Source organism: Pantoea sp. Ap-967, assembly GCF_011752565.1.
In the GTDB taxonomy this organism is placed as follows: domain Bacteria; phylum Pseudomonadota; class Gammaproteobacteria; order Pseudomonadales; family Pseudomonadaceae; genus Aquipseudomonas.
The window spans coordinates 127118-152498 of the sequence record NZ_VWXK01000013.1 but is presented as its reverse complement, the minus strand read 5'-3'; the positions used below and the strand labels follow the sequence as shown (position 1 = coordinate 152498).

21 protein-coding genes are annotated in these 25381 nt (G+C 64.8%); 8 read left to right on the top strand and 13 right to left on the bottom strand.

Features of this window, described 5'->3' with window-relative positions:
* The first annotated feature begins 5 nt into the window (after positions 1-5).
* Complete coding sequence (locus F3J45_RS16040; RefSeq protein WP_167064413.1) at positions 6-1208, top strand: diaminopropionate ammonia-lyase; 1203 nt, start codon at positions 6-8, stop codon at positions 1206-1208.
* Positions 1209-1278: 70 nt separating this feature from the next.
* On the opposite strand, the gene F3J45_RS16035 is transcribed toward F3J45_RS16040, so the two are convergent.
* Complete coding sequence (locus tag F3J45_RS16035; protein WP_167064410.1) at positions 1279-2649, bottom strand: APC family permease; 1371 nt, start codon at positions 2647-2649, stop codon at positions 1279-1281.
* Positions 2650-2947: 298 nt separating this feature from the next.
* Complete coding sequence (locus F3J45_RS16030; protein WP_167064407.1) at positions 2948-5482, bottom strand: HWE histidine kinase domain-containing protein; 2535 nt, start codon at positions 5480-5482, stop codon at positions 2948-2950.
* A gap of 139 nt (positions 5483-5621) precedes the next feature.
* On the opposite strand from F3J45_RS16030, the gene F3J45_RS16025 reads away from it, so the two are divergent.
* Positions 5622-6266: a dTMP kinase gene (locus F3J45_RS16025; protein WP_167064404.1), complete on the top strand. Its 645-nt coding sequence runs from the start codon at positions 5622-5624 to the stop codon at positions 6264-6266.
* Positions 6267-6428: 162 nt separating this feature from the next.
* Here F3J45_RS16025 and F3J45_RS16020 read toward each other — a convergent pair whose 3' ends face one another.
* Positions 6429-7142 carry a CerR family C-terminal domain-containing protein gene (locus F3J45_RS16020; RefSeq protein ID WP_167064401.1) on the bottom strand — a complete coding sequence of 238 codons (714 nt, stop codon included), beginning with the start codon at positions 7140-7142 and terminating at the stop codon, positions 6429-6431.
* A gap of 101 nt (positions 7143-7243) precedes the next feature.
* Here F3J45_RS16020 and F3J45_RS16015 point away from each other — a divergent pair, with 101 nt between their 5' ends.
* The 3 genes from F3J45_RS16015 to F3J45_RS16005 are packed head-to-tail and all read left to right on the top strand — an operon-like array spanning position 7244 to position 11395.
* Positions 7244-8368: an HlyD family secretion protein gene (locus F3J45_RS16015; RefSeq protein WP_167064399.1), complete on the top strand. Its 1125-nt coding sequence runs from the start codon at positions 7244-7246 to the stop codon at positions 8366-8368.
* A complete protein-coding gene (locus F3J45_RS16010; protein ID WP_167064396.1) occupies positions 8361-9941 on the top strand; it encodes a DHA2 family efflux MFS transporter permease subunit in 1581 nt (526 codons plus the stop codon). Before F3J45_RS16015 ends, F3J45_RS16010 begins: the two co-directional genes overlap by 8 nt.
* Complete coding sequence (locus F3J45_RS16005) at positions 9938-11395, top strand: efflux transporter outer membrane subunit (RefSeq protein ID WP_167064393.1); 1458 nt, start codon at positions 9938-9940, stop codon at positions 11393-11395. Before F3J45_RS16010 ends, F3J45_RS16005 begins: the two co-directional genes overlap by 4 nt.
* A 305-nt stretch (positions 11396-11700) precedes the next feature.
* On the opposite strand, the gene F3J45_RS16000 is transcribed toward F3J45_RS16005, so the two are convergent.
* The 5 genes from F3J45_RS16000 to F3J45_RS15980 form a co-directional block, all read right to left on the bottom strand.
* Positions 11701-11961, bottom strand: coding sequence for a DUF3077 domain-containing protein (locus F3J45_RS16000; RefSeq protein WP_167064390.1), 261 nt, complete (start codon positions 11959-11961; stop codon positions 11701-11703).
* 765 nt (positions 11962-12726) lie between these two features.
* Entirely contained in the window at positions 12727-13743 is a 1017-nt protein-coding gene (locus tag F3J45_RS15995; RefSeq protein WP_167064387.1) for a histone deacetylase family protein, read from the bottom strand.
* A 26-nt stretch (positions 13744-13769) separates the two neighbouring features.
* Positions 13770-14702 (bottom strand): glyoxylate/hydroxypyruvate reductase A, encoded by a 933-nt coding sequence (locus F3J45_RS15990; RefSeq protein ID WP_167064384.1) that lies wholly within the window; start codon positions 14700-14702, stop codon positions 13770-13772.
* A gap of 1 nt (position 14703) precedes the next feature.
* Positions 14704-15459, bottom strand: coding sequence for a class II aldolase/adducin family protein (locus tag F3J45_RS15985; RefSeq protein ID WP_167064381.1), 756 nt, complete (start codon positions 15457-15459; stop codon positions 14704-14706).
* The gene (locus tag F3J45_RS15980) at positions 15459-16769 is read right to left on the bottom strand and encodes an MFS transporter (RefSeq protein ID WP_167064379.1); all 1311 of its coding nucleotides are present in this window, start codon (positions 16767-16769) and stop codon (positions 15459-15461) included. Before F3J45_RS15980 ends, F3J45_RS15985 begins: the two co-directional genes overlap by 1 nt.
* A 157-nt stretch (positions 16770-16926) precedes the next feature.
* Between F3J45_RS15980 and F3J45_RS15975 the strand changes: the two genes are divergently transcribed.
* The 3 genes from F3J45_RS15975 to F3J45_RS15965 all read left to right on the top strand — a co-directional run bounded on the left by F3J45_RS15975 (position 16927) and on the right by F3J45_RS15965 (position 20661).
* Positions 16927-17904: a LysR family transcriptional regulator gene (locus tag F3J45_RS15975; RefSeq protein WP_167064377.1), complete on the top strand. Its 978-nt coding sequence runs from the start codon at positions 16927-16929 to the stop codon at positions 17902-17904.
* Between the two features lie 191 nt (positions 17905-18095).
* Positions 18096-19403 (top strand): FAD-binding oxidoreductase, encoded by a 1308-nt coding sequence (locus F3J45_RS15970; RefSeq protein WP_167064374.1) that lies wholly within the window; start codon positions 18096-18098, stop codon positions 19401-19403.
* Between the two features lie 70 nt (positions 19404-19473).
* Positions 19474-20661: an MFS transporter gene (locus tag F3J45_RS15965; protein WP_167064371.1), complete on the top strand. Its 1188-nt coding sequence runs from the start codon at positions 19474-19476 to the stop codon at positions 20659-20661.
* 178 nt (positions 20662-20839) lie between these two features.
* Here F3J45_RS15965 and hpaI read toward each other — a convergent pair whose 3' ends face one another.
* The 5 genes from hpaI to hpaD form a co-directional block, all read right to left on the bottom strand.
* Entirely contained in the window at positions 20840-21634 is a 795-nt protein-coding gene (hpaI, locus tag F3J45_RS15960) for a 4-hydroxy-2-oxoheptanedioate aldolase (RefSeq protein ID WP_304622152.1), read from the bottom strand.
* A gap of 16 nt (positions 21635-21650) precedes the next feature.
* Complete coding sequence (gene hpaH / locus F3J45_RS15955) at positions 21651-22454, bottom strand: 2-oxo-hept-4-ene-1,7-dioate hydratase (RefSeq protein ID WP_167064363.1); 804 nt, start codon at positions 22452-22454, stop codon at positions 21651-21653.
* Between the two features lie 17 nt (positions 22455-22471).
* Complete coding sequence (locus tag F3J45_RS15950; protein WP_167064361.1) at positions 22472-23779, bottom strand: MFS transporter; 1308 nt, start codon at positions 23777-23779, stop codon at positions 22472-22474.
* 42 nt (positions 23780-23821) lie between these two features.
* The gene (locus F3J45_RS15945) at positions 23822-24226 is read right to left on the bottom strand and encodes a 5-carboxymethyl-2-hydroxymuconate Delta-isomerase (protein ID WP_167064358.1); all 405 of its coding nucleotides are present in this window, start codon (positions 24224-24226) and stop codon (positions 23822-23824) included.
* A 62-nt stretch (positions 24227-24288) separates the two neighbouring features.
* Positions 24289-25212 carry a 3,4-dihydroxyphenylacetate 2,3-dioxygenase gene (gene hpaD / locus F3J45_RS15940; RefSeq protein WP_167064355.1) on the bottom strand — a complete coding sequence of 308 codons (924 nt, stop codon included), beginning with the start codon at positions 25210-25212 and terminating at the stop codon, positions 24289-24291.
* Positions 25213-25381 lie beyond the last annotated feature (169 nt).

Sequence of the window (25381 nt, the reverse complement as noted above, 5' to 3'; positions counted from 1 at the left end):
GTCTGATGTTCGTTTTTAACCCCAAGGCCACGCGCCAGCCATACCCGTCCGCGCTCAAGGACGTGATGGACATCGCCCGTGCCGAGCAGAGCCGCCAGTGGCTGGCGACCTGGCCACGGCTGAACCCCGGCGCGACGCCGCTGTACCCGTTGCCGGGCCTTGCCGAGCAACTGGGCGTGGCCCAGCTGCTGGTCAAGGACGAGTCGGTGCGCTCGCCGTTGGGCAGCTTCAAGGCGCTGGGCGCACCCATCGCCCTGGTGCGGCTGATTCTGCGTAGTTTTCCCGAGCAGGGCTTCGACCCCCAGGGGCTGTTGCAGGGGCGCTACGCCCAGGCACTGGCCGATTTCACAGTGATCAGCGCCACCGATGGCAACCACGGCAAGGGCCTGGCGGCGGCTGCGCAGAGCGTGGGTTGCCGCTGCGTGATCGTGTTGCATGCCCAGGTCAGTGCCGAACGCGAGCAAGCGATTGCCGACTACGGCGCGCGGATCGTGCGCATCAGCGGCAACTACGATGCGTCGGTGGCGCACGCGGCGCAGCTGGCCGCCAACAATGGCTGGACCGTGGTGTCGGACACGTCCTATGCAGGGTACGAAGTGATTCCGCGCGATGTGATGCAGGGCTACGGCACCATCGCGGCGGAAATTGCCGAGGCCAGCGCGCCGACCCATGTGTTTCTGCAGGGCGGGGTCGGTGGCCTGGCGGCGGGCATTGTCAGTTACCTGTGGGAGTTGCATGGCCAGCAGCGCCCGCGCTTCGTCATGGTTGAGCCAGAGCAGGCCGATTGCCTGTTGCAGAGCGCGGTTCAGGGCCGGGCCGCCCGGGCCACGGGTTCCGTGGATTCGGTAATGGCGGGGCTGGCTTGCGGCGAGACGTCACCGCTGGCCTGGCGGTTCCTGGAAACCAGTGTCGATGGGTTCATGACCATCAGTGATGCACAGGCCGTGGCCGCCATGCGCCGCCTGGCGGCGGGCAGTGCCCGGGACGTTCCGCTGCTGGCGGGGGAGTCGGGGGTTGCCGGGCTGGCAGGGCTTGTGGCGCTGATGCAGGACGCCGAGCAGGCGGCGAGGCTCGGCCTGGATGGCAATGCGCGGGTGCTGTTCATCAACACCGAAGGTGCAACCGCGCCGGGCGTGTATGCCGAATTGGTGGGGGAGACGGCCGCTTCCGTGCTGGGCCGCCAGCAGGTTTGGTTGGCGAAAGGGTAAATCCTGGCGGGCGCCTTCGCGGGGCAAGCCCGCTCCTACACGCGAAAGCGCCCTACCAGGCCTCAGCCAATCACTCGGCCATCTGCAATTCCGGCAGTTTCACCCGAAACGCCCGGGTAAGCCCAAGCAGGCAGACGAACCCCACGGCCATCCAGCACAGGCCAATGGTGAACGACATGCGCGACAAGCTGGTCCACAGCCAGATCGTGCTGAGAAACCCCAGCGCCGGAATGGCGCCGTACAGCAGGCAGTTGCGCAGCCCACGCAGCTGCTGGTCCACCAGGTAATGCTTGACCACCGCCAGGTTCACCGCCGAAAAGGCGAACAGCGCGCCAAAGCTGATCATGTTGGCCACGGTGTCCAGGGTAATGAACAGTGCCACCAGCGACAGCAGGCTCACCAGCAGGATCGCCGTCGCCGGCACGCGCTTCTTCGTGACCAGTTGGCCGAACACCCGTGGCAGCGCGCCGTCGCGGCCCATGGCGAACAGCACCCGCGACACGCTCGCCTGGGACACCATGGCCGAGGCGAAGCAACCGGCTACATAGGTGGCGGTGAAGGCGGTTACCAGGTATTCGCCGCCCACCCGGCGCATCACATCCACCGAGGCTGAATCCGGGTCGGCGAAGCTGCCCCAGTCGGGGAACACCATTTGCGCGAAATAGGACACGACCAGGAACAACAGGCCGCCGATCAACGACACCGCCAGGATCGCCTGGGGGATGCGCGTGGTTGGGTTGCTGGTTTCCTCGGCCATGGTCGACACGGCGTCGAAGCCCAGGAACGACAGGCACAGCACCGCAGCCCCAGTCATGATCAGCGGCACGCTGAAGCCTTCATGGTGAAACGGCGCCAACAGCGACACCGGGGTGGTGTGCTCGCCAATGTTGCGCACTGACAGCGCCACGAACACCACGATGAACACCAGTTGCGCGACCACCAGCACCCAGTTCACCCGGGTGACCGACTCGATGCCAATAAGGTTGAGGAAGGTCACCAGGGCAATCGAGCCTGCAACCCACACCCAAGCGTGAATGGCCGGGAAGTATTCGGACATGTAGATGCCGATCAGCAGGTAGCTGAGCAGCGGCAGGAAGATGTAGTCGAGCAGCAGCGTCCAGCCTGCCATGAAACCGAAATGGCTGCCGAAGGCTTTGCGTGTATAGGTGTAGACCGAGCCCGAGTAGGGGTGGGCCTGAACCATGCGCCCATAGCTGTAGGCGGTCAGCAGCATGGCGGCGAGGGTGAGCATGTAGGCGGTAGGCAGGTGGCCCTTGGTCATTTGGGTGACCAGCCCGTAGGTGGTGAAGACCGCGAGCGGGACCATGTAGGCCAGGCCGAACAGCACCAGGGCGGTCATGCCCATGGACTTTCTGAAACGGTCGGTGGCGGTGGGCGAGGCTGGATGGTGGGGTTGGGCTGTAGTTGTTGTTGTATGCATAGCTAACTCCTGGAAGGGGATGCAGGAAGCCGCAGCAGGCGAGCAAGCTCGCTACTGGCAAGGGAGTTCAGTCAGGGGTGACGCTGGAGGTGGGGCGAGTCGAATGCTCGCACACTGTGCAGGTGGCCGGAATCACCCTTTGGGGGGAGCTTCGGTACGGCGCGGTCGCGCAGGGAACATTGCCCTGTAGGAGCGGGCTTGCCCCGCGAAGCAGGCACCGCAGTGCATGGCACCGGCTAAGCCGGTGTTCGCGGGTCAAGCCCGCTCCTACAGGGTTATCGGTTAAATCAGAGAGCGGTCAGAGGAGGCTTTGCAGGCTGGTCAGGATGGCATTGGCATCGTAGGGCTTGCGGATCACCGATACCTGGCGCAAGTGCTCGGGAATGCTCACGCTGTCGCCGTAGCCCGTTGCGAACAGGAACGGAATGCCCCGGCGCAGCAGCTCATCGGCCACCGAGATCGATGTACCGGTGCCCAGGTTGATGTCCAGGATCGCCGCATGCGGCACCCGGCTGCCCAACAGGCGCAGGGCTTCATCCTCGGAACTGGCGGTGATCACATCCTTGATCTGCGCATCGTTGAGGATCTGCTCCAGCCCCACGGCAATCACCAACTGGTCTTCGAGGATCAGCACGCAGGTGTCCACCCGCGCGGCGAAAGCCTCGTGGGCCTGGGCCAAGGGTGCGGCCGGGCTTGCGGCTTCTGGCTGCTGTGCCACCGACAGGTGCTTGGCCGGAATTCTGAAGAACCCGCGCAGCCCCTCGGGCAGGTACTCGACGTTGCTTGTGCCACCGAGGTCGAAGGGGATGCTGCGGTCGATCAATACCGTGCCAAAGCCGCTGCGGCTCGGCGGGCGAACCGTTGGGCCGTCGCTTTCACGCCAGGTGATGTCACAGGCATTGCCGGCGTCCAGTGTCCAGTTCACGCACAATTTGCCGCCAGCGCGCGACAGCGCGCCATACTTGGCCGCATTGGTCGCCAATTCGTGCAGCACCAGCGCCATCACCGAGTAGGCGCGGGCATCGAGAATCACGTTGGGGCCTGACAGTTCGATGGCTTGCGCCGCAGTGCGGTAGGGCAAGAGCTCGGCTTCGAGCAAGGCCGCCAGGCGCCCGCCACCGTCGCCGCGCACCACTTGGTCGTGGGCCAGGGACAGGGCGTGAATTCGGCCCTTGAGCGTTGCCACGTAGTCCTTGAGGGTTTGGCTTTCCGAGGTCGGGTGGGCCACCAGTGCGCCGATCAGCGACAGGATGTTCTTCACCCGGTGGTTCAGTTCTTCATTGAGGATGCGCTGGCGCACCTCGGCCTTGGAACGCTCGTTGGCCAGCAGCTCGCTGTTGTGCAGCGCCACCTCGACCACGGCGGTGCGGATGGCCTCGCCGAACTGGCGGTCCTGTTCGCTCCAGGGCAGCGATTGCTGGTGTACGGTTTCCTTCCAGATGGCAAAGCTCTTGCGTGGGGTCAGGCGGTCGCCCAGCGCGCCGCTGTCGTAGGTTTTGTTCGGGTCGCCGGCCCAATCCAGCGTCTCCACCACTTCCTTGCGAAACAGCATCAGGTAGTCCCGCGGCTGCTGCGACATGGGGATCAGCAGTACCCCTGACACGTCGGCGAAATAGGCCTGGGCAGCAGGCAGGGCCATCGACAGGCGGTTCGACGCCCAGGTGCGGCCTTCGCTGACCACCTCCGCCAGGCGCAGCAGGTCGGGCAGGGCGGCCTTGGGTGGGGTGAGGCCGGCCGATGTCCAGCGGCCCTGCAGCGCCATGCCGATACCGTCGCAGGGGATCAGCGACTGGAACTCGGCCAGGCGTGAATGAAAGAACGCTTCTATGTCCTGGGAATGGTTGGCATCGCGCAACAAGGAATCCAACGCCTTGTGCACGTTGACAGCGGCCTCCAGGTGCTGCCGGGTGCGCAGGGTTTCGATGTGCAGCGAGAAGAACTCGCCGAACATTTCGGCGGCGACGCGCTGGCCCATGGCCAGGGTGCGCGGTGCGTAATGATGGCAGGCGATCAAGCCCCACAACTGGCCATCGACAATCACCGAAATCGACATCGAGGCGCCCACGCCCATGTTGGTCAGGTACTCGCAATGAATCGGCGAGACGCTGCGCAGGTGGGCGTAGGACAAGTCGAGGGGTTCGCCTGAGAGGTCCAGCACCGGCTCGACCGGCACGCGCTTGAACTGGGCGTCGGAAATGATTCGGATGGGGTTGCGCAGGTACAGCGCACGGGCCTGCTGGGGAATGTCGGAGGCAGGGAAATACTGGCCGAGGAAGCTTTCCAGGTCGCCGCGCTTGGCTTCGGCCACCACCTTGCCGGCGCCGTCGGCGCCCAGTTGGTAGATCATCACCCGGTCATAGCCGAGCACGGCCCGCACGAAGCGGGCGGCGTCGCGAAACAGTTTATGGGTCTGGTCGATTTCCCGCAGTTGTGCGATCAGGGTACGGGCCAGCTCGATGGGCTCGGCAATGCTGGCACCGGCAGGTTCGAACTCGATGATCGCGGTGCCCTTGAACACATGGGCGGAGATGTCGAAGGCCCGTCCGCACGGGAGCTGCACGCCAAAGGTCAGCGAAGGCCGGGCCCCTTCCCGGGTGCGCGCAAGCGCGTTGCGAAGGGTGTGCGCCACCTCGTCGCCGAGCACCGCATGCAGTTTCTGGCCGTTGATCTCCCCGCTGATACCGAGCATCGAGGCCAGGTTTGCCGAGTGGCGCAACACCATGCGGGCTGAGGCATCGCAGGCAAGCAGGCAGCCATGGGGTTGGATGCTGCCCGGGATCTGGATCGGCTCGCGATCGCAGTTGGTTAGGTTTACTTGGGGGTCGAATGTCATTGGGCCCGTGCCTGGAGAGATATCTGACGTACAGTACAGCATCGTTCGACAGCTGCGCGGCGAAAAAAGGCGACCCTGACCCACTTTCCGTGCATCATGCCTGCCCCCCCGCTCACTTGCGCCAAACCCTCATCGCACCATGAATCGTCCGTTGTTCGTTTCCCTGGATGGCCCCAAGGGCACCGGCAAGACCACGTTGCTGGAGGCCGTCACCCAGGCCCTGCGCGTAGAAAAGCGCAAGGTCATCCGCCTTTGCGAACGCAAAAGCGACCCTTTTCGGGGCGAAACCATGGCCCTGGTCAACGCCCTCGCAAGGGCGCCCTCGCGGGCGCTGGAACTCAACGTGTGTGAGCGGCTTGCCGACAGCCGCGCCTGGATTTCACAGCATGTGCTGCCCAGGCAGCCGGCGGACAGCATCATCCTGATCGACCGCTGGTATCCGTCCGATGCCGCCTTTCGCCGCAACATCCCCTTTGCAGACATCCTGCAGTTGAACCTGGAACGGGGCGTGCAGGTGCCCGACCTGCATGTGGGCGTGGTCACCGACCCGCGTATTTCCTGGGCCAGGGCGGCCGCCCGCACACGGGGCCTTGGCAGTACGGTGCTGTTCACCGTTGAAGAGCAGGCAGCCTGCACCCAGGCCTTCGAGCGAGCGGTGGCCGAGCAGGGCTGGGTGCTGTGCCGTAACGAGGGCACCCTGGAGGCGGCAACGGCGCAGGTGGTGGCCGAAATTCTGCGCTGCGAATCGCGCTTTCCAGCGCGGCCGCTGGATCCGGCCCGGTAGGAGCGAGCGCAGCTCGCGATGGGCTGCAAAGCAGCCCCGGCATCCTGTGCTGTGAAGCTGAGAACCTGGGGCCGCTGCGCGCCCCATCGCGAGCTGCGCTCGCTCCTACAGGGGATTGAGGCGGCTCAAATCTGTAGGAAGGGGCTTTTTATCGCCAAGGCGCTACCTTGCAAGCCTCGCATCGCGATCGGCAACCAGCGCTTGCAGGGTCAGCCGGGTCTGCCCCAGCAGCACCTCACGCACCGCCTGGGTGCGCTGTTGATCGATCGTATCCCACCCCAGCACCCCGAGTACCTGGGGGCGCAGCACCCGGAACACCATGGCCTGGCTGTTGAGGGCAAAAGTGCGGATCAGGGTGCGCTCATCATTGGCGGCGTACCCGGTGAGGCGCCCGATGAGCGTGCAGGTGACGGTGCCCAGGCGCCGGTGCAGGCGCTCGTCCATCAGCGCCAGGGTGCCGGGCGGGCCGAGGCCGGCCTGTTCGCGCGCCATGAAACGGCGCCAGTCCACGGCTGAGGGCCTGTCATGGATGAACGCGATGAAACTGCCCAGAAGGCCCAGGTAGCAATCGATCAGCTGCGCGTCGGAGCACGCGGCATCCTCCACCAGCGCTTCGGCACAGGCCACTGGGGCGGCCAGTTGCTCCCAGACCCGGTCGAGGATCAACTCGATGCAGGCCGTGTACACCCCTTGCTTGTTGTCGAAGTAGTACTGCAGCGCCGGCGCGTTGACCCCAGCTGCCGTGGCGATATCACGGGTGGAGGCGCCCTCGAACCCGCGCTCGCCAAACAGCCGCAAGGCGCTGTCGACGATGCGTGCGCGGGTTTCTTCACCGCGTTGGTAGCCGCCTTCGGCGGTGGGTTTGTGTCGGGCCATGAAAACAACCTGGTGGAGTGGGTGGTGAAAATATACCACTTGACATAAAAGTGCCAAAATCTCATTTTGTAGCAACTGGAATAATTTCGAGATTTCCCGGCATGTCCTCCGATCGCCCCCTCGGTCAGCAAGACCGTCTGCAGCCTGCCCAGGCCCCTGAAATACCCAGCGAAAAGCGCCGCAGTCCCAAGCGCGTGCTGCTGTCGCTCGGTGCCATTGCCGCGGTTGCCGCACTGGGCTGGGGAGGGCACTGGTACTTTGTCGGGCAGTACATCGAAACCACCGACGATGCCTACCTGCAGGCCGACAGCATGACGGTCGCGCCGAAAGTCGGTGGCTACATCGCCGAGGTGCTGGTGGCCGATAACCAGCAGGTCGAGGCGGGCCAACCGGTCGCGCGCCTCGATCATGGCAACTATCAAGCCGCGGCCGACCAGTCCACGGCCACGGTCAAGGCTCGCCAGGCCGACGTGGCCCGTGCCGAAGCCGAACTTGCCCAGCAGGACGCCAGCATTGCCCAGGCCAAGGCCGAGCTCAGCGGTGCCGAGGCGGACCTGCGCCATGCCCGTGGGCAGGTTCAGCGTTACGCGCCACTGGCACGCTCTGGCGCCGAAACCGAAGAGCGCCTGGCGGACCTGACCAACGAGCAGTCACGGGCCGACGCCACCCTGGTCGCCAAGCAGGCCGCACTGCGCGCCGCCCAGGTCAAGGTCGGCACCCTGCAAGCCCAGTTGCAGCAGGCCCAGGCGCAGTTGGCGGTGTCCCAGGCCAGCGCCCGGCAGTCGGACATCGACTTGCAGGACACCCTGCTGACCAGCCCGATCGCCGGGCGCGTGGCCGACCGCAGCGTGCGAGTTGGCCAGTTCGCGCAGCCGGGTACGCGGCTGATGACCATTGTGCCGGTGCAGTCGCTGTACCTGACCGCCAACTTCAAGGAAACCCAGATCGGCGCCATGCGTCCTGGCCAAACGGTGACCGTGCACGTCGACGCGCTGCCGGGGCAAAACCTCAGCGGCCATGTCGACAGCATTTCGCCCGGTACCGGTGCCCAGTTCGCGCTGTTGCCACCGTCCAATGCCACCGGCAACTTCACCAAGATCGTGCAGCGGGTGCCGGTACGCATCGTGCTGGATATCCCCGAGGCAGTGCGCCCGGCGTTGGTGCCCGGCCTGTCGGTGACCGTGGATGTCGACACCCGCACCGGCCCGGATGCCCACCATGGCTGAGGCGGCGCTCAGTGCAGGCAACGCTCAGGCACGCCCGGCCAATGCATCGCTGACCGACTGGATCGCCGTGGCGGCGGGCTCGCTTGGCGCGCTACTGGCGACCCTGGACATTTCCATCACCAACTCGGCATTGCCGCAAATTCAGGGCCAGATTGGCGCCACCGGCACCGAAGGCACCTGGATCAGCACCGGTTACCTGATGTCCGAGATCGTCATGATTCCGCTGGCCGCCTGGTTGACCCGGGTGTTCGGCCTGCGCCGGTTTCTGATGTGCATGGCCGTGTTGTTCACACTGTTCTCGATGTACTGCGGGATGTCCGAGAGCCTGGCCGGAATGATTGCGGGCCGTATCGGCCAGGGCTTTGCCGGCGGGGCGATGATCCCGACGGCGCAAACCATCATCCGCACCCGGTTGCCGCAGCATCAGTTGCCCATTGGCATGAGTGTGTTCGGTTTGACGGTGTTGCTCGGCCCGCTGATGGGGCCGGTGGTGGGCGGCTGGCTGACCGAGAATGCCAGCTGGCGCTGGTGCTTCTTCCTCAACCTGCCGGTGAGCATTGCCCTGGTGACCTTGCTGTGGACAGGGCTCAAGAGCGACAAGCTGGACCTTGAGCAGCTGTTCAAAGCCGATTGGCTGGGCATCGTCGGCCTGACCCTGGGCCTCAGCTCGCTGACCGTGGTGCTGGAGGAGGGCCAGCGTGAGCGTTGGTTCGATTCGCACATGATCATCTGGCTGAGCCTACTGACGGTGCTCGGTTTCGTGTTGGTCACCCTTGGGCAGCTCACCGCCAAGCGGCCGATCATTCGCCTGAGCCTGATGCGCAACGCCAACTACGCCAGCGTGATCCTGATCGTTTCGGTGGTGGGCGCGGGTATCTATGGCATCTCGTACCTGCTGCCGCAGTTTCTCGGCAACGTGTCGGGTTACAACGCCCAGCAGGCAGGCTCGATCATGCTGTTGTCGGGCATACCGGCCTTCATGCTGATGCCTATTCTACCCAGGCTGTTGGGGCGCTATCCGGCGCGCTGGCTGGTAAGCCTTGGCCTCGCGCTGTTCTGCATCAGTTGCCTGCTTGATGTGAACCTGACTGCCGACAGCGTTGGCCACGACTTCTGGGGCTCGCAGATCCTGCGCGGCTTTGCCCAGATCCTGGCGATGATGCCGCTGAACCAGGCCTCGATGTCGGCGGTGAAGGCCGAGGAGGCCGGCGATGCGGCGGGCCTTTACAACATGGCACGCAACCTCGGCGGCTCCATTGGCCTGGCGTTGATCGGCGTACTGGTCGACCGCCGCGAGCAGTACCACGATGCCGTGCTGCGCGAGTCGGTGCATGCCAACAGCACCCTGGTGCAGGACCAGATGGCTGCCAGTACCGCTGCTTTCCTGGGTCGCAGTGGTGACTTGGCCCACGCGCAGATGCAGTCGTTGGGGCAATTGGCGCAAACCATCGCCCGCGAAGCACTGGTGATGACCTACGGTGAAACGTTCCTACTGCTGGGGCTGGCGCTGCTGGCCTGCATTCCACTGGCCTTGTTGCTCAAAACCCGCAAACCCCAAGGTAATGCCCGATGATTCAGAAGACTTTACTGGCCACCCTGGTGCTGGCGGCAATCACCGGTTGCACCGTGGGCCCCGATTACCAAGGCGCGCCGCAGGTGGCCGGAAAAACCCTGGCCGCCGGGCGCCTGGCCCATGACCAGCCCGCCAGGCCCGATGCGCCGCCTGCGGCCCAGTGGTGGCACAGCCTGGGGGATGCCCAGCTCGACACCTTGGTCAACCAAGCCCTGGCCCATAGCCCGACCCTGGCCGAGGCCGAAGCGCGCCTGCGCCAGTCGCGTGCGGGCCTGGCCAGCGAGCAGGCCGCCGGGCGGCCGAAGGTGTCGGCCAACGCCACGATGTTGCGCATGCGTTCGCCGGATGTCTCGCAATTCGCCGGTGGTGAAGGGGGCGGAGGCGGGCGTGGGCCGTTGAGCCTGTACCTGGCCGATTTCGATGCCAGTTGGGAGGTCGACCTGTTCGGCGGCACCCGCCGCGCCATCGAGGCGGCCGATGCCAGTGCCGCCGCCAGTGCTGCGCAGCTGGCCGATGCCCAGGTCCAGCTGGCCGCCGAAGTGGTGCAGGCCTATGTCGACTTGCGTGATCGCCAGCAGCGCCTGGCGCTGGTGGATGCGTCCAGTGAGCTGGAGCAGCAGGTGCTGGAGCTGACCCGCCAGCGCCGCAGTCGCGGCGTGGCCAGCGAGTTGCAACTGGAGCAGGTGATTACCCAGGCCGACACCACGCGCTCGCAACGCTTGCCATTGCAGGCGCAGATCGTTGAATCCCTCGACCAGTTGGCCCTGCTATGCGGCCAGGAACCAGGCGAGCTGGACGCGCAGTTGCAAGCTTCCGCCGCCTTACCCAGCGTGCCGGCCCAGGTGCCGCTGGCCGACCCGGCCGCCATGCTCAAGGCGCGCCCGGACATCCGCGCAGCCGAGCGCCAGTTGGCCTCGGCCAATGCGCAGATTGGCGAGAAGACCGCCGATTGGTTTCCCAAGCTGAGCCTGCTGGGCGACCTGGGCTTCAGCGCCGCCGACCCAGGCCACCTGGCACGCAAGGACAACGCCACCTGGCTGCTGGTGCCGCGCCTGACCTGGAATGCCCTTGATTTTGGCCGGGTGAAGGCCTCGGTCGAAGGCGCCGAGGCGGGCCGCGACCTTGCCCTGGCGCAATACCGTGGCACCGTGCTGCAAGCGCTGCGCGATGCCGACAGTGCCTTGGTGCGCTACGGCCACCAGCGTGAGAGCGTGGTGCTGCTGCGCGGCATTCAGGCCAGCGCCGAGCGCGCAGCCGAGCTGACCCGCCAGCGCTACCGCGCCGGCACCGCCAGTACCCTGGATTGGCTGGACGCCGAACGCACCCGCTTCGACGCCCAGCAGAACCGGGTAGCGGGCGATGCGCAGTTGTTGAAGGATTTCGCCGCCTTGCACAAGTCGCTGGGGTTGGGGTGGGATGATGCGGGTTCGTCGAGGGAGTTGCAGCGCCTGTGAAATCGAGCGCCGCCCGCGCAGCGCTTCGCGAGCTGCGCTCGCTCCTACGTTTATTTCGGGCCAGTGAGTCCTGGGGGATTGGCGCGCGAACGCTTTGGCGCATAGCGCGATATAGCGTCGTACAAACAAGACGGTCGCGCGCATCTGCCACAGGCGTTACTGGCCGGAAACAAACGTAGGAGCGAGCGCAGCTCGCGAAGCGCCGCGCGGGCGGCGCTCGATCTCACAGGCGCAAACAATCCAACGGCGAACACCTGCCGGCCCCACCCGCAATTTCAAACATTGCGGATTCACCGGCACAAGATTTAGCGGCCCATCCCAAGCTCCGCATCATCCAGCAAGGCCTTGGCTAGCGCGCTCAAGTAATGCGCAGCCCAGATCAATTGCGGATCGCTGTCCATCACGGCGGAAAGCGTCAGGTCGCGCACGCAGCCCATCAGTTCCGAGGCCTGGTCGCGGGCATGCTGGCAAGGGATGCCAGGTGCTATCTGGAATAAAGGCTGTTTGAGGGTATCGCCTTGGTAGAAGCAGGTTTTGCCGGGGGTGGTGTGGTTGTCGGCGGTCATGCGTTCTCTCCCTGAATGGTGGGTGTGCATGCGGCGATCATCACAGCATGGGGGAGGGTGACGCCGTCAGGCAGGTTGAATTCGTAGGGAGGGTCGGGGACGATTTGTTTCATGGCAGCTCCATGTGATCACGTGCCACCCATCCGTTTCCACACATTAGGGTGACAGCCGTACACGGGGTGGAAAACCAGGCACATGGCAAACCCGGTAGGCTCGGAAGCCTCCCGTGTACGGCTGTCATGACAACAGCAGCCATATGAATTGCCAGGGTTTCCACACCCCGATCGCTGAACTATTCAGCGACCTGGAAAGCCTAGAAGGATGGGTTTCCAGTCACAATCAGACGCGAGCCGACAGAGGTTGTAGGATATTTTGCGAGTGGTGCTGCTACCAGTGCGGTTTTGTAGGAAATGCCTGGGGATTTTGTGAGCGTTGTGCGCCTGTTTTGAGAGGGGGTGTGGGCCGCCAGGTGTTCGCCGTTGGTTTTTTAGCGCCTGGGAGATCGAGCGCCGCCCGCGCGGCGCTTCGCGAGCTGCGCTCGCTCCTACGTTTGTTTTTGGCCAGTAACGCCTGTGACAGGCGCGCGCGACCGCCTTGTTGGTACGACGCGATATTGCGCCATGCGCCAAGGCGTTCGCGTGCCAAACCCCCAGGACTCACTGGCCCGAAACAAACGTAGGAGCGAGCGCAGCTCGCGAAGCGCCGCACGGGCGGCGCTCGATCTCCCAGGCGCTGCAAATACCCGCGCGAACACCCTTCAGGCCGTCAGGCCGTCAAACCGTGGAAGAACCGCGAGGCATTTTCATCCAGGGTGGCAATGTCGTACCCCCCTTCCTGAACCACCACGCACGGCAGGCCCAGCGCCTTGATCCGCTGGCCGAGGCGGCGGAAGCCTTCATGGCTCACGGCAACCTTCGATTGCGGGTCGTTCTCGTAGATGTCGAAGCCCAGCGACAACACCAGCACATCCGGGGCAAACGCCCGCAGCGCCGCTTCGGCCTGGTCCATGCAGGCGAAGAAGTCCGCCTCGCTGGCGCCGTGGGCCATGGGCAGGTTGAGGTTGAAGCCTGCACCTGCCCCCGTACCGGTTTCGTCATCGAAGCCGGCGACCACCGGGTAGAAGTTGGTCGGGTCGCCGTGAATCGACACGTACAGCACGTCATCCCGGTCGTAGAAGATTTCCTGGATGCCCTGGCCGTGGTGCATGTCGGTGTCGAACACCGCCACCTTGGCGAACCTGCCGCGCAGTACCTGGGCGGCGATGGCGGCGTTGTTCAGGAAGCAGAAACCACCGGCGGCCTCGGCCCGGGCATGGTGCCCCGGTGGCCGGCACAGGGCGTAGGCGGCCTGGTCGCCTTCGATCACTGCATGGGCAGCAGCGACGGCGCTTTGCGCCGACCAATAGGCAGACTGCCAGGTGTGCTCGCCAATCGGGCAGCTGCCGTCCGCCAGGTAGCGGGCGGTTTTGCCGAGAATGCCCCGCAGCGGGTTGCCTTCGCGGATGAAGATGTTGGACATCACCTCATCGCCCCAGTCTTCCGGCACTTCGTGCCACTGTTGGTAGGCGCTGCTCAGGTAGTCGAGGTAGGCCGCACTGTGCACGGCTGCCAGCGGCGCCAGGCCGTGGTCGGCGGGCTGGTGCAGCGGGTAGCCCAGTTGCTCGACCACTGCCAGCAGCGGGTCGATGCGGCTGGGCAGCTCCTGGGGCTCGCGCATCTGGCCACGCGACAGGTAGGAGCGGGGGTGGTGCAGGCGCTGCGCCGGGTGGAAAAACGTCTTCATGTAGGACCTCCTGGTAAAGCGTGCGATCAATAGCCCAGTTCGGCATCGACTCGGTTGTTCAATTCAAGCCCGGCAGCCAGGCGCGACACGTTGTCGGCCACCTGACGGGCAATGCACAGGTCGGACGCCGCCGACGCCATGTGCGGGGTCACCCAGACCCCGGGCATGTGCCACAGTGGCGCGTCGGCGGGGAGGGGTTCCTGCTCGAACACATCGAGCAAGGCGCCACGCAGCTTGCCGCTGGCCAGCGCCTGGCGCAGGTGTTCGGCATCGAGGTGTTGGCCGCGCCCACAGTTGATCAGGGCACTGCCGTCCGCCATATGGCGGAAAACCGCGTGGTTCAACACACCCTGGGTGCTGGCGGTGAGCGGCAGCAAGTTGACCAGCACATCCAGCCCAGCGAGGAAGCCGTGCAGCGAAGGGGCGCCGGCGAAGGTGCTGATGCCCTCGATCTGCCTTGGCGTGCGGGCCCAGCCGCGCACGTCGTAGCCTGCGCCGGCCAGGCGCTGCGCCACCGGCGCGCCAATCGCACCCAGGCCCATTACGCCGACCTTGAAGTGCTCGGCCTTGCGCTGCACCGGCCGTTGCCAGTGCTGCCGGCCGTGGCCGGCAATTACCTGGTCGAAACCCCGGTGAAAGTGCAGCACGCCCCAATGCACGTACTCGCTCATGCCCAAGGTGTGGTCGGGGTCGACCACCCGGCAGACCGGCACGGCCGGGTCACGCGAGCTGTCCTGGGCCAGGTGATCGACCCCCGAGCCAATCGAGTGCAGCAAGCGCAGGTTCGGCAGCTGGCCCAGGCTGCCCGCGGGCGGGAACCAGCACACGGCCACCTCGGCCAGGTGTGCCTGGGCGTCGCCTGGGCGCAGCACATCGAGCTGCGGGGCGTGTTCGGCGAACAGCGCGGCCAACCAGTCGGTCAGCGCGGGGTTCTGGCAAAGCAGTATGAGTTTGCCCATGTCAGCTGCACCAGTTGCTGCGTTGCTCGTCGATCAGGCTCAGCGCGGCCTGCCAGGCCATGTCGATGATGCCGTCGATGCCATCACGGCCGAACTGCGCAGCAGTGTGCCGGCACACATCCTCCGAAGGCACGTTCAGCGCAACGCCTGCGGACATGGCCTGCACCTGCGCCTGGCAGGCGCGTTCGAGGAAGTAGATTTCATGGAAGGCAGCCGCCACGCTGCCACCGGCCGCGAGCAAGCCGTGGTTGCGCAGGATCATCGCCTTGTGCGGGCCCAGGTCGGCCACCAGGCGCTCGCGCTCGGCCAGCGACAGGGCAATGCCTTCGTAGGTGTGGTAGGCCAGGTTGCCGTAGAACTTCAGCGCGTGCTGGGTCAGCGGCAGCAGGCCGTCACGCTGGGCAGCCACGGCCATGCCGGCGGCGGTGTGGGTATGGACGATGCAGTGCAGGTCCGGGCGCGCCTCGTGGATGGCCGAGTGGATGACGAACCCGGCCGCGTTGACCTTGCCGCCGTTGTAGTGGCTGTCGACCACGTTGCCGTCCAGGTCGATCAGCACCAGGTCGCTGGCGCGCATTTTTTCGAAGGCCACGCCGTAACGGTTGATCAGAAAGTGCCGGTCGGGGCCGGGCACGCGCAGGGTGATGTGCGTGTCGATCAGGTCGGTCATGCGGTAGTAGGCGACCAGCCGGTACAGCGCGGCAAGCTCGCAGCGCGCTTGCCATTCGATATCCGACATGAGAAGAGGCTTGCTCATCAGGCGATTCCTTGGGAAGTGGAGAGGGCGGCCGGGCGTTTCTGCGCACTGCGCAAGCGCGACAGGCCCATGACACCGGTCAGCGACATAAGGGCCAGCACGCTGAAGAACAGCGCCAGTGGCAGCCATTGTCCGGCGAACTGGCCAGCGAGGAAGGTGCCCAGCATCGGCGTGAGGCCACCGGTCAGGCCGCTGCCGAGCTGGTAGGCGATGGAAATGCCCGAATAGCGCACCCGGGCCGGGAAGGCTTCGGCCATGTAGCCGGCGATCACGGCATACAAGGCAGAAAGCAGGACCACGGCCAGGGTAATGCCAGCGGTCATGTAGACCACGTCGCCGGTTTGTACCAGCAGGAACATGGGGTAGGGCGCGACGATGCACAGCGAGGCGACCCCTTTCAGGAAGCGCCCCTCGCCCAGGCGCTCGGCCAGCATGGCCGAGCAGGGCTGCGAGAGAAACTGCAGGATCGTGACCACGAACAGGCAATTGAGGATGGTGGTCTTGGCGATGCCCTGGTACTGGGTGACGTAGGTAATCATGAAGGTGTTGGTGAAGAAGAAGCCACCGGAACCAATGGTCACCGCCAGGGCGGCGAACAGGATGTTGCGCCAGTGCTTGCGCAGAACCTCCAGTACCGGGTTGTCGCTGGTCTGGGCGCTGTCCTTGACCTTGGCGAATTCCGGCGATTCCGGTACGCCGAAGCGGATCACCAGGCCAACGATCATCAGCAGCCCGCTCATCAGGAACGGAATGCGCCAGCCCCAGCTCATCAGCGCTTCCTGTTCCATGCCGGTGATGAAGCGGAAGGCGATCAAGGCCAGCAGCAGGCCGGCCGGGCTGCCCCATTGGGCGAACGAGGCGAAGAACACCTTGCGGCCCTTGGGCGCATGTTCGCTGGCCATCAGTACTGCGCCGCCCCATTCACCGCCAACCGAGATGCCTTGCAACAGGCGCAGGAAAATCAACCCAATGGGTGCCCAGATACCCGCTTGGGCATAGGTAGGCAGCAGGCCGATGCAGGTGGTTGCCACGCCCATCAGTACGATGGTCACCAGCAGCATCTTCTTGCGCCCCAGACGGTCACCCAGGTGGCCGAACACCATGCCGGCGAATGGCCGTGCAATAAAGCCCACGGCGAAGCTGCCGAACGCGGCCATGGTGCTGAGCATCGGGTTTTCACTGGGGAAGAACAGCTGCCCCAGCACCAGGGCGGCGGCGAAGGCGTAGATGTAGAAATCGTAGAACTCGATGGTGGTGCCAATGAAGGCAGCCGCCGCGGCACGGCGCGGGGTGGGGGTGTGGCTCGTCATCTGAGGCTCCTGGATGTCATTGTTCTATAGGCAGGAGAAAGGGCGTCCGGCGCAGGCTGGACCACGGCACTCTGGCGGTGCATTGCCGGATGGTGAGGCAAGTCGTACCCTACGAAAAGCTTCTAATTTAAATACTTGAGTATAAGTAGGGCCAATAATGACCAAGCCTGCCATGCCGTCCGCCCGGGACCCGGAAGCCAAGCGCTTTCTCAACGACCGGCTGGACTGGAACCTGCTGCGCACCTTCCTGGTGATCGGGCAGGAGGGCAGCATCAGCCGTGCGGCGGCGCGCCTGCACCTGAGCCAGCCGGCGGTCAGCCAGGCGCTCAGGCGCCTGGAGGAACAACTGGCCAGCGCCCTGGTGGTGCGCCGCGGCCCGCGCATCACGTTGTCCAAGGCAGGCGAGGAAGTGATGCAGATTGCCGCTGAGTTGTACGGCATGGTGTCGCGCCTGGGGCCGGCGCTGGACAGCCCGGCCGAGACGGTCACCGGCAAGATTCGCCTGCTGAGCATCAGCCGTATCCAGTCGCGTGCCTACGACGAGTTTCTTGCACGGTTTCACAGCGACTACCCGCAGGTGGAGTTGGAAATCGACGTGCTGCGCAGTGCCGACGTGGTCAGCGGGCTGCTGCAGAAAACCGCATCGTTTGGCCTTAGCCTGTGCCGCACGCCCCAGCCGAGGCTGGAGCAGCGGGTATTGCTGGAGCAGCGTTACGCCTTCTTCTGTGGCCAACGCCACCGCCTGTTCGGGCGCAAGAACCTGAACGTGAGCGACCTGCAGGGTGAGAACTTCGTGAGTTTCACCAGTGACCAGATTGGCGGCAACCTGTCGCCGCTGACGGTGTTTCGCGACCAGCACGGCTTTACCGGGCGGTTGATCGCCTCGTCGCCGAGCCTGGATGAAATCCTGCGCCTGGTCGATGCCGGCTATGGCATCGGCTGCCTGCCGGAGCATATCGTCGCCGCGCAGGTGCAAAGCAATGCGCTGTGGCGCCTGCCACCGTGGGAGGGGGTCATCGACGTCAACATCTACCTGTTGTGGAACCGGGAACAGAAACTGACCCAGGCGGAGTCGATCTTTCTTGAGCGGTTTCAACAGATGCTGATGACCACCGACCCCGCCGAGCGTTTCTGACCGGCCACAGGCTGCCCGGGCCCCGGGCAGACGGCAATGGCAACCATGACCAAAAGTCCGGCAAGGCGGTACATGCCGCGCACCTGCGTGCGTTGCACACTGGTTGGGTGGCAACACACCGAGCCCCCGGGCAGCCGGTTCGCTGCGCAAGCCTGGAAGGTGCGTATTTCCTAACAATAAGGTAGGCCTGCATGTCGCTCTCGTTGGAAAACCCGTCCTCGTACTACACCATGACCCGCAAGTACGACCTGCACTACGGTGACCTGGAAGGGGATATAGACGCGCAGGTGGTCATTGTCGGGGGTGGTTTTTCAGGTATCAACACCGCCCTGGAGTTGGCCGAACGAGGCATTACCGACGTGGTGGTGCTGGAAGCCAACTACCTGGGCTTTGGCGGCTCCGGGCGCAACGGCGGGCATGTGATGGCCGGCATCGGCCACGACCTGGAAACCATCGAGAAAGACGTCGGCCCCGAGGGCTTGAAGGCGATATTCGAGATTAGCGACCTGGGTGCCAGCTTGATCAAGCAGCGCATCGCCCGCTACGACATCCAGGCAGACTTTCGCCATGGCTATGGCTACATGGGTTTCAACAAACGCCAGGGCAAGCTGCTGCAGGCCTGGGCGAAGGATTTTCAAAGCCTCAACCCCGACCAGGAAATCAGCTACCTGGAGGGCGCCGAGGTGCGTAGTATCGTGGGCGCTGACATCTATACCTGCGGCCTCAAGCACATGGGCAATGGCCAGGTTCATTCGCTGAACCTGCTGTTGGGCCAGGCGAAGGCGTTCACCGAACAGTATGGTGGGCGCATCTTCGAGCAGTCGCCGGTGCTGCAGGTCCAGTATGGGCCGAAGGTGACCGTGCGCACCGCCAAGGGCACGGTGCGGGCTGACAAGCTGCTGTTCAGCTGCGGCGCCTTCCTCAACAAGCTCGACCGCTCGCTCGACAGCACGGCGATCAATGTGTACGCCTTCAACACGGTCACCGAGCCGTTGTCCGATGCGCTGATCCAGCGTATCAGCCCCATTCGCGGCGCCTTCAGCGACATCACGCCGATCATCGACTACTACCGGATCACGCCGGACAACCGGCTCATGTACGGCACGGCCGGCATGTTGCTTGAGTACGTGCCCCGTGACCTGAAGGCCTGGAACCACAACAAGCTCATGCGCCTGTTCCCCTACCTGGCCGACACGCGCATCGACCTGGCCTGGGGCGGGCCGATGGACTGCACGCTCAACCTGTTCCCGCAAGTGGGCACGCTGCCGGAGCACGACAACGTGTTCTACGTGCAGGGCTATTCCGGGTTCGGCGTCACGCCCAGCCAGGTGATTGCCAAGGTCATCGTCGACGGCATGACTGGCGGCTCGCCGGCCTGGCACGCCATGCGCTCGATCCCGCGCCGCCGAATTCCCGGCAAGGAGCGTTTCCGTGCGGTGATCTGCAGCCTTGGCAAGGTCAGCCGCCAGCTCAATGCGTACCGGGTGGGGCGCCGGTAATTCGCCCCGACGGCGACAGGGAGTGTTGCGAAACCGCTGTAGACAAGCCTATTCAGCCCAGGATCAGCCTATGAAAACAATAATATCCAATCCGATCGACAAAACCTCCGTTTACCTCTGCGCAGGCCTGGTATCGGCCGGCGGCGCCTTGTTGCTCAACGTGCTCCCGGTGTTGTTCGGCGCGTTTGCCGAGCAATTCGGCTATGGCGAGCAACAGCTGGGGAACCTGGCGATGGCCATGAACCTGGGCTTCGGGCTGGTTGCCCTGGCGTCGGTACTGTGGATTCAGCGGGTGAGCTGGCGGGTCATTTCCACCCTGGCTTCGCTGCTGGTCGCCGCTGCGCTGATCGGCATGTGCAGTGGCCCGGCTTACCCGGCGCTGGTGTTGTTGATGGCCCTGGCAGGTGCGGGAACCGGCGCATTGTATGCGCTGGCAATGACCATTTTCGGGGACAGCTCGCAACCTGAGCGTGCGTTCGGCTTCAAGCTGGGCATGGAAACCGTGCCGGGCGCGTTGCTGCTGATCGTGCTGCCGGTCGCGCTGGCGCCCCGCTGGGGCTTGCAGGGCATGTTGATCACGCTGGCGATCAGCATGCTGCTGATGGGCATTGCCTCCTTGCCCTGGGTGCCTCGCCACAGCGCACGACGCCAGGAGGCGGGGGCCGGGGAGCCGTTGCCGGTATGCCGGCAAAGCCAAACCATTGCCTGGCTCAGCCTGCTGGCCAGCCTGGTGTTTCTCACCGGCATCATGTCGGTGTGGGCCTTTCTCGAACTGATGGGCAAGAAGAGCGGTTTGTCATCGGACACCATCGGGACGGTGCTGGCGCTGGGCTTTATCATCAATGCGGGCGGCGGTTTCATTGCGTCTTCGATTGGCCTTAAGGCCGGGCGCTTTTTGCCGGTGGCGCTGATCATCGCCGCGGAGGTCGGCGGGTTGGTGTTGCTGGCGCAGTTTTCCTCGCTTGCCACATACGTTGCCGGGGTAATGTGCTTCCTGTTTTCCATCAGCTTCGTGCTGGCCTACACCTTCGGGGTGACGGCCGAGTTCGATGTGTCAGGGCGACTGGTGGTGCTCGGCGCGTTGTGCCTGTCGATCGGCGCGGCGGTAGGGCCTGCGGTTGGCGGCTTGCTGATCGAAACCTATGGCTACATGGCCGTGCTGTTGTTCTCTGGGGCCTGCTCGATCAGTGTGCTGGCGATCTATGGCGCTGCGGTACTGCGCTCGCAAAGCGCGAGCGTGCGTGGGCTGGCCTGCTGATCAGGCCTATTCTCAAGACCGACGCTGCCCAGGTAGGAGCGAGCGCAGCTCGCGATGGGGCGCGCAGCGGCCCCAGGGCTTGAGCTTCGCGGCTTAGAACGCCGGGGCTGCTTTGCAGCCCATCGCGAGCTGCGCTCGCTCCTACAGGGGGGGGTGGGGCGCGCGCGGGCGTGAAGTATCAGTACACGCCGCCACCGGTGGTGGCCACGGCAGTTCCCTTGAACTTGCCCGCCAGGCTTTGCAAACCCCGCATCAGCACGGTGGTGTCCACGCCAACCGCCACGAATGCAGCCCCCAGCTCGATGTAGCGCCGCGCCAGTTTCTCGTCGGCACTGAGAATACCGGCGGCCTTGCCCGCCTGGCTGATGCGCACGATGGCCGCTTCGATCGCGGCCTGAACCTCGGGGTGCCCAGGGTTGCCGCGATGCCCCATGGCTGCGCTGAGGTCTGCCGGGCCGATGAACACGCCATCGACGCCCTCAACGGCTACGATCGCGTCCAGGTTGGCCAGGCCTTCCTTGTTCTCGATTTGTACCAGCAGGCACATCTGTTCGTCGGCATGATCCAGGTAGCTGGCAATGCTGTTCCAGCGCGAAGCCCTGGCAAGCGCACTGCCCACGCCACGCACACCCGTTGGCGGGTAGTGGATGGCCTTGACCAGCTGGCGCGCCTGTTCGGCGCTTTCGACCATCGGCACCAGCAAGGTTTGCGCGCCGATATCCAGCACCTGCTTGATCAGCGCAGTATCGCCAATCACTGGGCGAATCACCGCCTGGCTGGGGTAGGGCGCCACTGCCTGCAACTGGGCGAGCATGCCGCGCAGGTCGTTGGGCGCGTGTTCGCCATCGATCAGCAGCCAGTCGAAACCTGCATTGGCTGCCAGTTCAGCGCAGTACGCATTGGCCAGGCCCAGCCACAGGCCGATTTGTGGCTCGCCGCTGCGCAGGCGCTGCTTGAAATGGTTGATAGGCATGTCCATGGGCAGGTCCTCAAACGAAGCGGCAAGCAATCGAGCCGAGCATGTCGTAGTCGACGTGGAAGGTGTCGCCTGGGCGTGCAGCAACCGGGCGGGTGAACGAGCCACCGAGGATGATCTGCCCTGGCTGCAGGGTGACGTCGTATGGCGCCAGCTTGTTGGCCAGCCAGGCCACGCCTTTGGCTGGGTGGTTGAGCACGGCGGCGCTAACCCCGGACTCCTCGATCACGCCGTTGCGGTAGAGCACGGCCGGCACCTTGCGCAGGTCGATGTCGGTAGGGCGCACGGCGCGGCCACCCATGACCACGCCGGCATTGGCGGCGTTATCGGAAATGGTGTCGAAGACCTTGCGGGTGGCCTGGGTGAGCGGGTCGACCTGCTGAATGCGCGCATCGATGATCTCCAGCGCCGGAATCACCCACTCGGTGGCGTCGAGCACGTCGAACACCGTCACGTTAGGGCCCTTCAGCGGCTTGCCGAGGATAAACGCCAGCTCGACTTCCACACGCGGCACGATGAACCGCTCGAACGGAATATCGCTGCCTTCGTCGAACAGCATGTCATCGAGCAGGGCGCCGTAGTCGGGCTCGGTGATGTTCGACGACACTTGCATGGCGCGGGAGGTCAGGCCGATCTTGTGGCCCACCAGCTTGCGCCCGGCAGCGATCTTTTTCGCAACCCAGGCGCGCTGGATGGCGTAGGCGTCTTCGATGGTGATGGCGGGTTGTTCCAGGGAAAACTGGCCAACCTGCTCGCGGGAGCGTTCGGCCTGGTCGAGGCGTTCGGCAGCGTGTTGAATGAAAGCGTTGTCTAGCATGGTAGCGGTCTCTTGATTCAAGGGTTGACGATGGCAGCCCGGGTGCGCAGCACCAGCAGGCCACCCAGGGCGATGAACACGGCAAGCACGTACAGCGCCAGGCTTGCGCTGTGGGTGGTGTCGCGTACCCAGCCGATGAAGTAGGGGGTGAAGAACGAGGCGATGCTGCCCAGCGAACTGATCAGGGCGATACCGGCGGCCAGGGTGCGGGTACTGAGGAAGGCCGGGGGCAATTGCCAGAACATCGGCAAGGCGGCGCTGGCGCCCATGCCGGCCAGCACCAGGCCTGCCAGCACCGGCACTGCCTGTTGCGGGGCGATGGCGGCAATGGCAATACCGGCGGCGGCCATCAGCAGGGGCACGCACAGGTGCCAGCGGCGTTCACGCTGGCGGTCACTGGAGCGCCCGCAGGCCAGCATGAACACACAGCCGGCCAAGTAAGGCAGGGCGCTGAGCAGGCCGACACTGGCATCACTGCCGATACCGGCGCCATGGATCAGGCTGGGCATCCAGAACGCCAGGGTGTTCACGGCCAGCATCACCGCGCAATACACCGCCACCAGCAGCCACACGGCGGGGCTGGCAAACAGGGCGCTGAATGAGGTCAGCGGCTTGCGCTGTTCTTCCTCACCGAACTGGCCACGCAGGGTGGCCTTTTGTTGCGCAGTCAGCCAGCTGACGTGCTCGAAGCGCTCGGGCAGTACGGCCAGCACCACCAGGCCCAGCAGCACCACCGGTGCGCCTTCGAGCAGGAACATCCACTGCCAGCCGCGCAGCCCGCCAGTGTCGTGCATGAAGGCCAGGATAGCGCCCGACACGGGCCCGCCAATCACGCCGGCCAAGGGCACGGCAATGGCGAACAGTGCGGTTACCTGGGCACGGCGCCCGGCGGGATACCAGCGGTTGAGGTACACCAGGATGCCCGGGAAGAACCCGGCCTCGGCCGCGCCCAGGGCAAAGCGCAGCAGGTAGAAGGCGCTGCTGCTTTCAATCAGCAGCATGCCGGTCGACAGCAGGCCCCAGGCCACCATCAGGCAAGCGATCCAGCGGCGTGGGCCAACCCGGTCGAGCATCAGGTTGCTGGGTACGCCAAACAGGGCATAGGCGATGAAGAACAGCCCGGCGCCAAGGCCGTAGACGGTGTCTGACAGCTGCAGGTCCTGGCTCATCCGCATCTTGGCAAAGCCGATGTTGATGCGGTCCAGGTGGGCGAACAGGTAGCACACCAGCAGCAGCGGCATCAGCCGCCAGGTAACTGCCCGGTGGGTGCTTTCGGCCCGGTCAACAGGGGCCTCGTTGGGTGAGGCGTGGTCGAGTGTGCTCATGTTTTTGTACTTGTTCTGTAATGAGTCGGGGCGTGCCGAGGGCTAGCGGTTGAACAGCGGGTGCAGCGTGCTGTGCTTGGCGTCGTAGACCTGGGCGGTGCTGTGGTCGATCTGCACGGTGATGCCGATCGGGCGTTGCTGCAGCAGCGGGTCGAGGCGGGCCTTGAGCACCGCCAGCAGGCTGTCGCCTACCGCCTTGTGCACCTCTGCGCTGCGGCCGGTACCCATGCGCAGGTTGGCGTACAGGAAACCGTATTCGCCCTTGCCGTCGGCCACTGCGCAATGCGCGGCGGGGTAGGCCAGCACGCGGGTGCCGCCTGTTGGGAACACGGCGTGGCCTTGGCCGTCGCGCTGTTCCAGCATGGTGTCGGCCAGTGCGCGGCATAGGCCGGGAATGTCGGCATCGGTTTCCAGGTCGGGGGTGTAGAGCAGAACCAGGTGTGGCATGAGGGCATCCTCAGCGAGAAGCACCCGGCCATCGCGGGGATGGCCAGTTGCGAACGGGTGGGTTACAGGCGGCTGGTGGACGCCACGGCGGCCGGATTGGCCGCCTGCGCTTGCGGGATCGCCGAACCGTCCTGGGGGGTGACCGGGAAGATGGCGTTGATCTGGCCAGTTCCCGACGAGCCGAAGTAGGGGGTCACGACCTCGGCCTTGCCGTCATAGTTCGACCAACCGAGGGTGCCGAGCAGCATCGCCGTGTCGTGCATGAAGCCTTCGCCATGCCCCTTGGAGGCGTACTCGGGGAGCATGGCGCAGAAGTCTGCCCACTCGGCGTTTTCCCACATCTTCACCACGCGGTGATCGAGGGTTTCCAGGAACGGGCTCCACACCTTGGTGGCGAAGTCCGGGGCCTGGCCGTTCTGGGCGAAACGGTGCGACAGCGAGCCGCTGGCAAGGAACGCCACGGTGCCGTCGTAGTGGTCTTCCACGGCCTTGCGCATGGCCCAGCCGAGGCGGGCACTGTCGGCCAGGTAGTGCGAGGTGCACAGCGCCGATACCGAAACCACCTTGAAGTGCTGGTCTTGGTTCATGTAGCGCATGGGCACCAGGGTACCGTATTCCGGGCCGAGCGTGGTGGCGTGGTGGGCCATGGTCTCGACGTTCAGGCGGTTGCATGCCTCGGCCAGGATCAGGCCCAGTTCCTTGTTGCCGGGGAATTCGTACTGCATGTTGCTGATGAAGTGCGGCAGCTCGTTGGAGGTGTACACCCCCTGGAAGTGTTCGCCACAGAGGATGTGGTAGTTGGCATTGACCAACCAGTGGGTGTCGAACACGACGATGGTGTCTACGCCCAGCTCACGGCAGCGGCGGCTGATCTCGTAATGGCCGTCGATGGCTGCCTGGCGAAAGCCCTGGCGTGGGCCAGGCAGTTCGGACAGGTACATGGACGGTACATGGGTGATCTTGGCGGCAAGTGCGACTTTGCCCATGGAAGCCTCCGTTAAGACGTTGTTGTTATCGTGTGGGAGCGGGGATGTTGCCGCGATCTCTGTAGGAGCGGGCTTGCCCCGCGAACACCGGCAAAGCCGGTGCCACGCACCGCGTCGCCCGATTCGCGGGGCAAGCCCGCTCCTACAGAAATTCCCTTTAATTTATGAT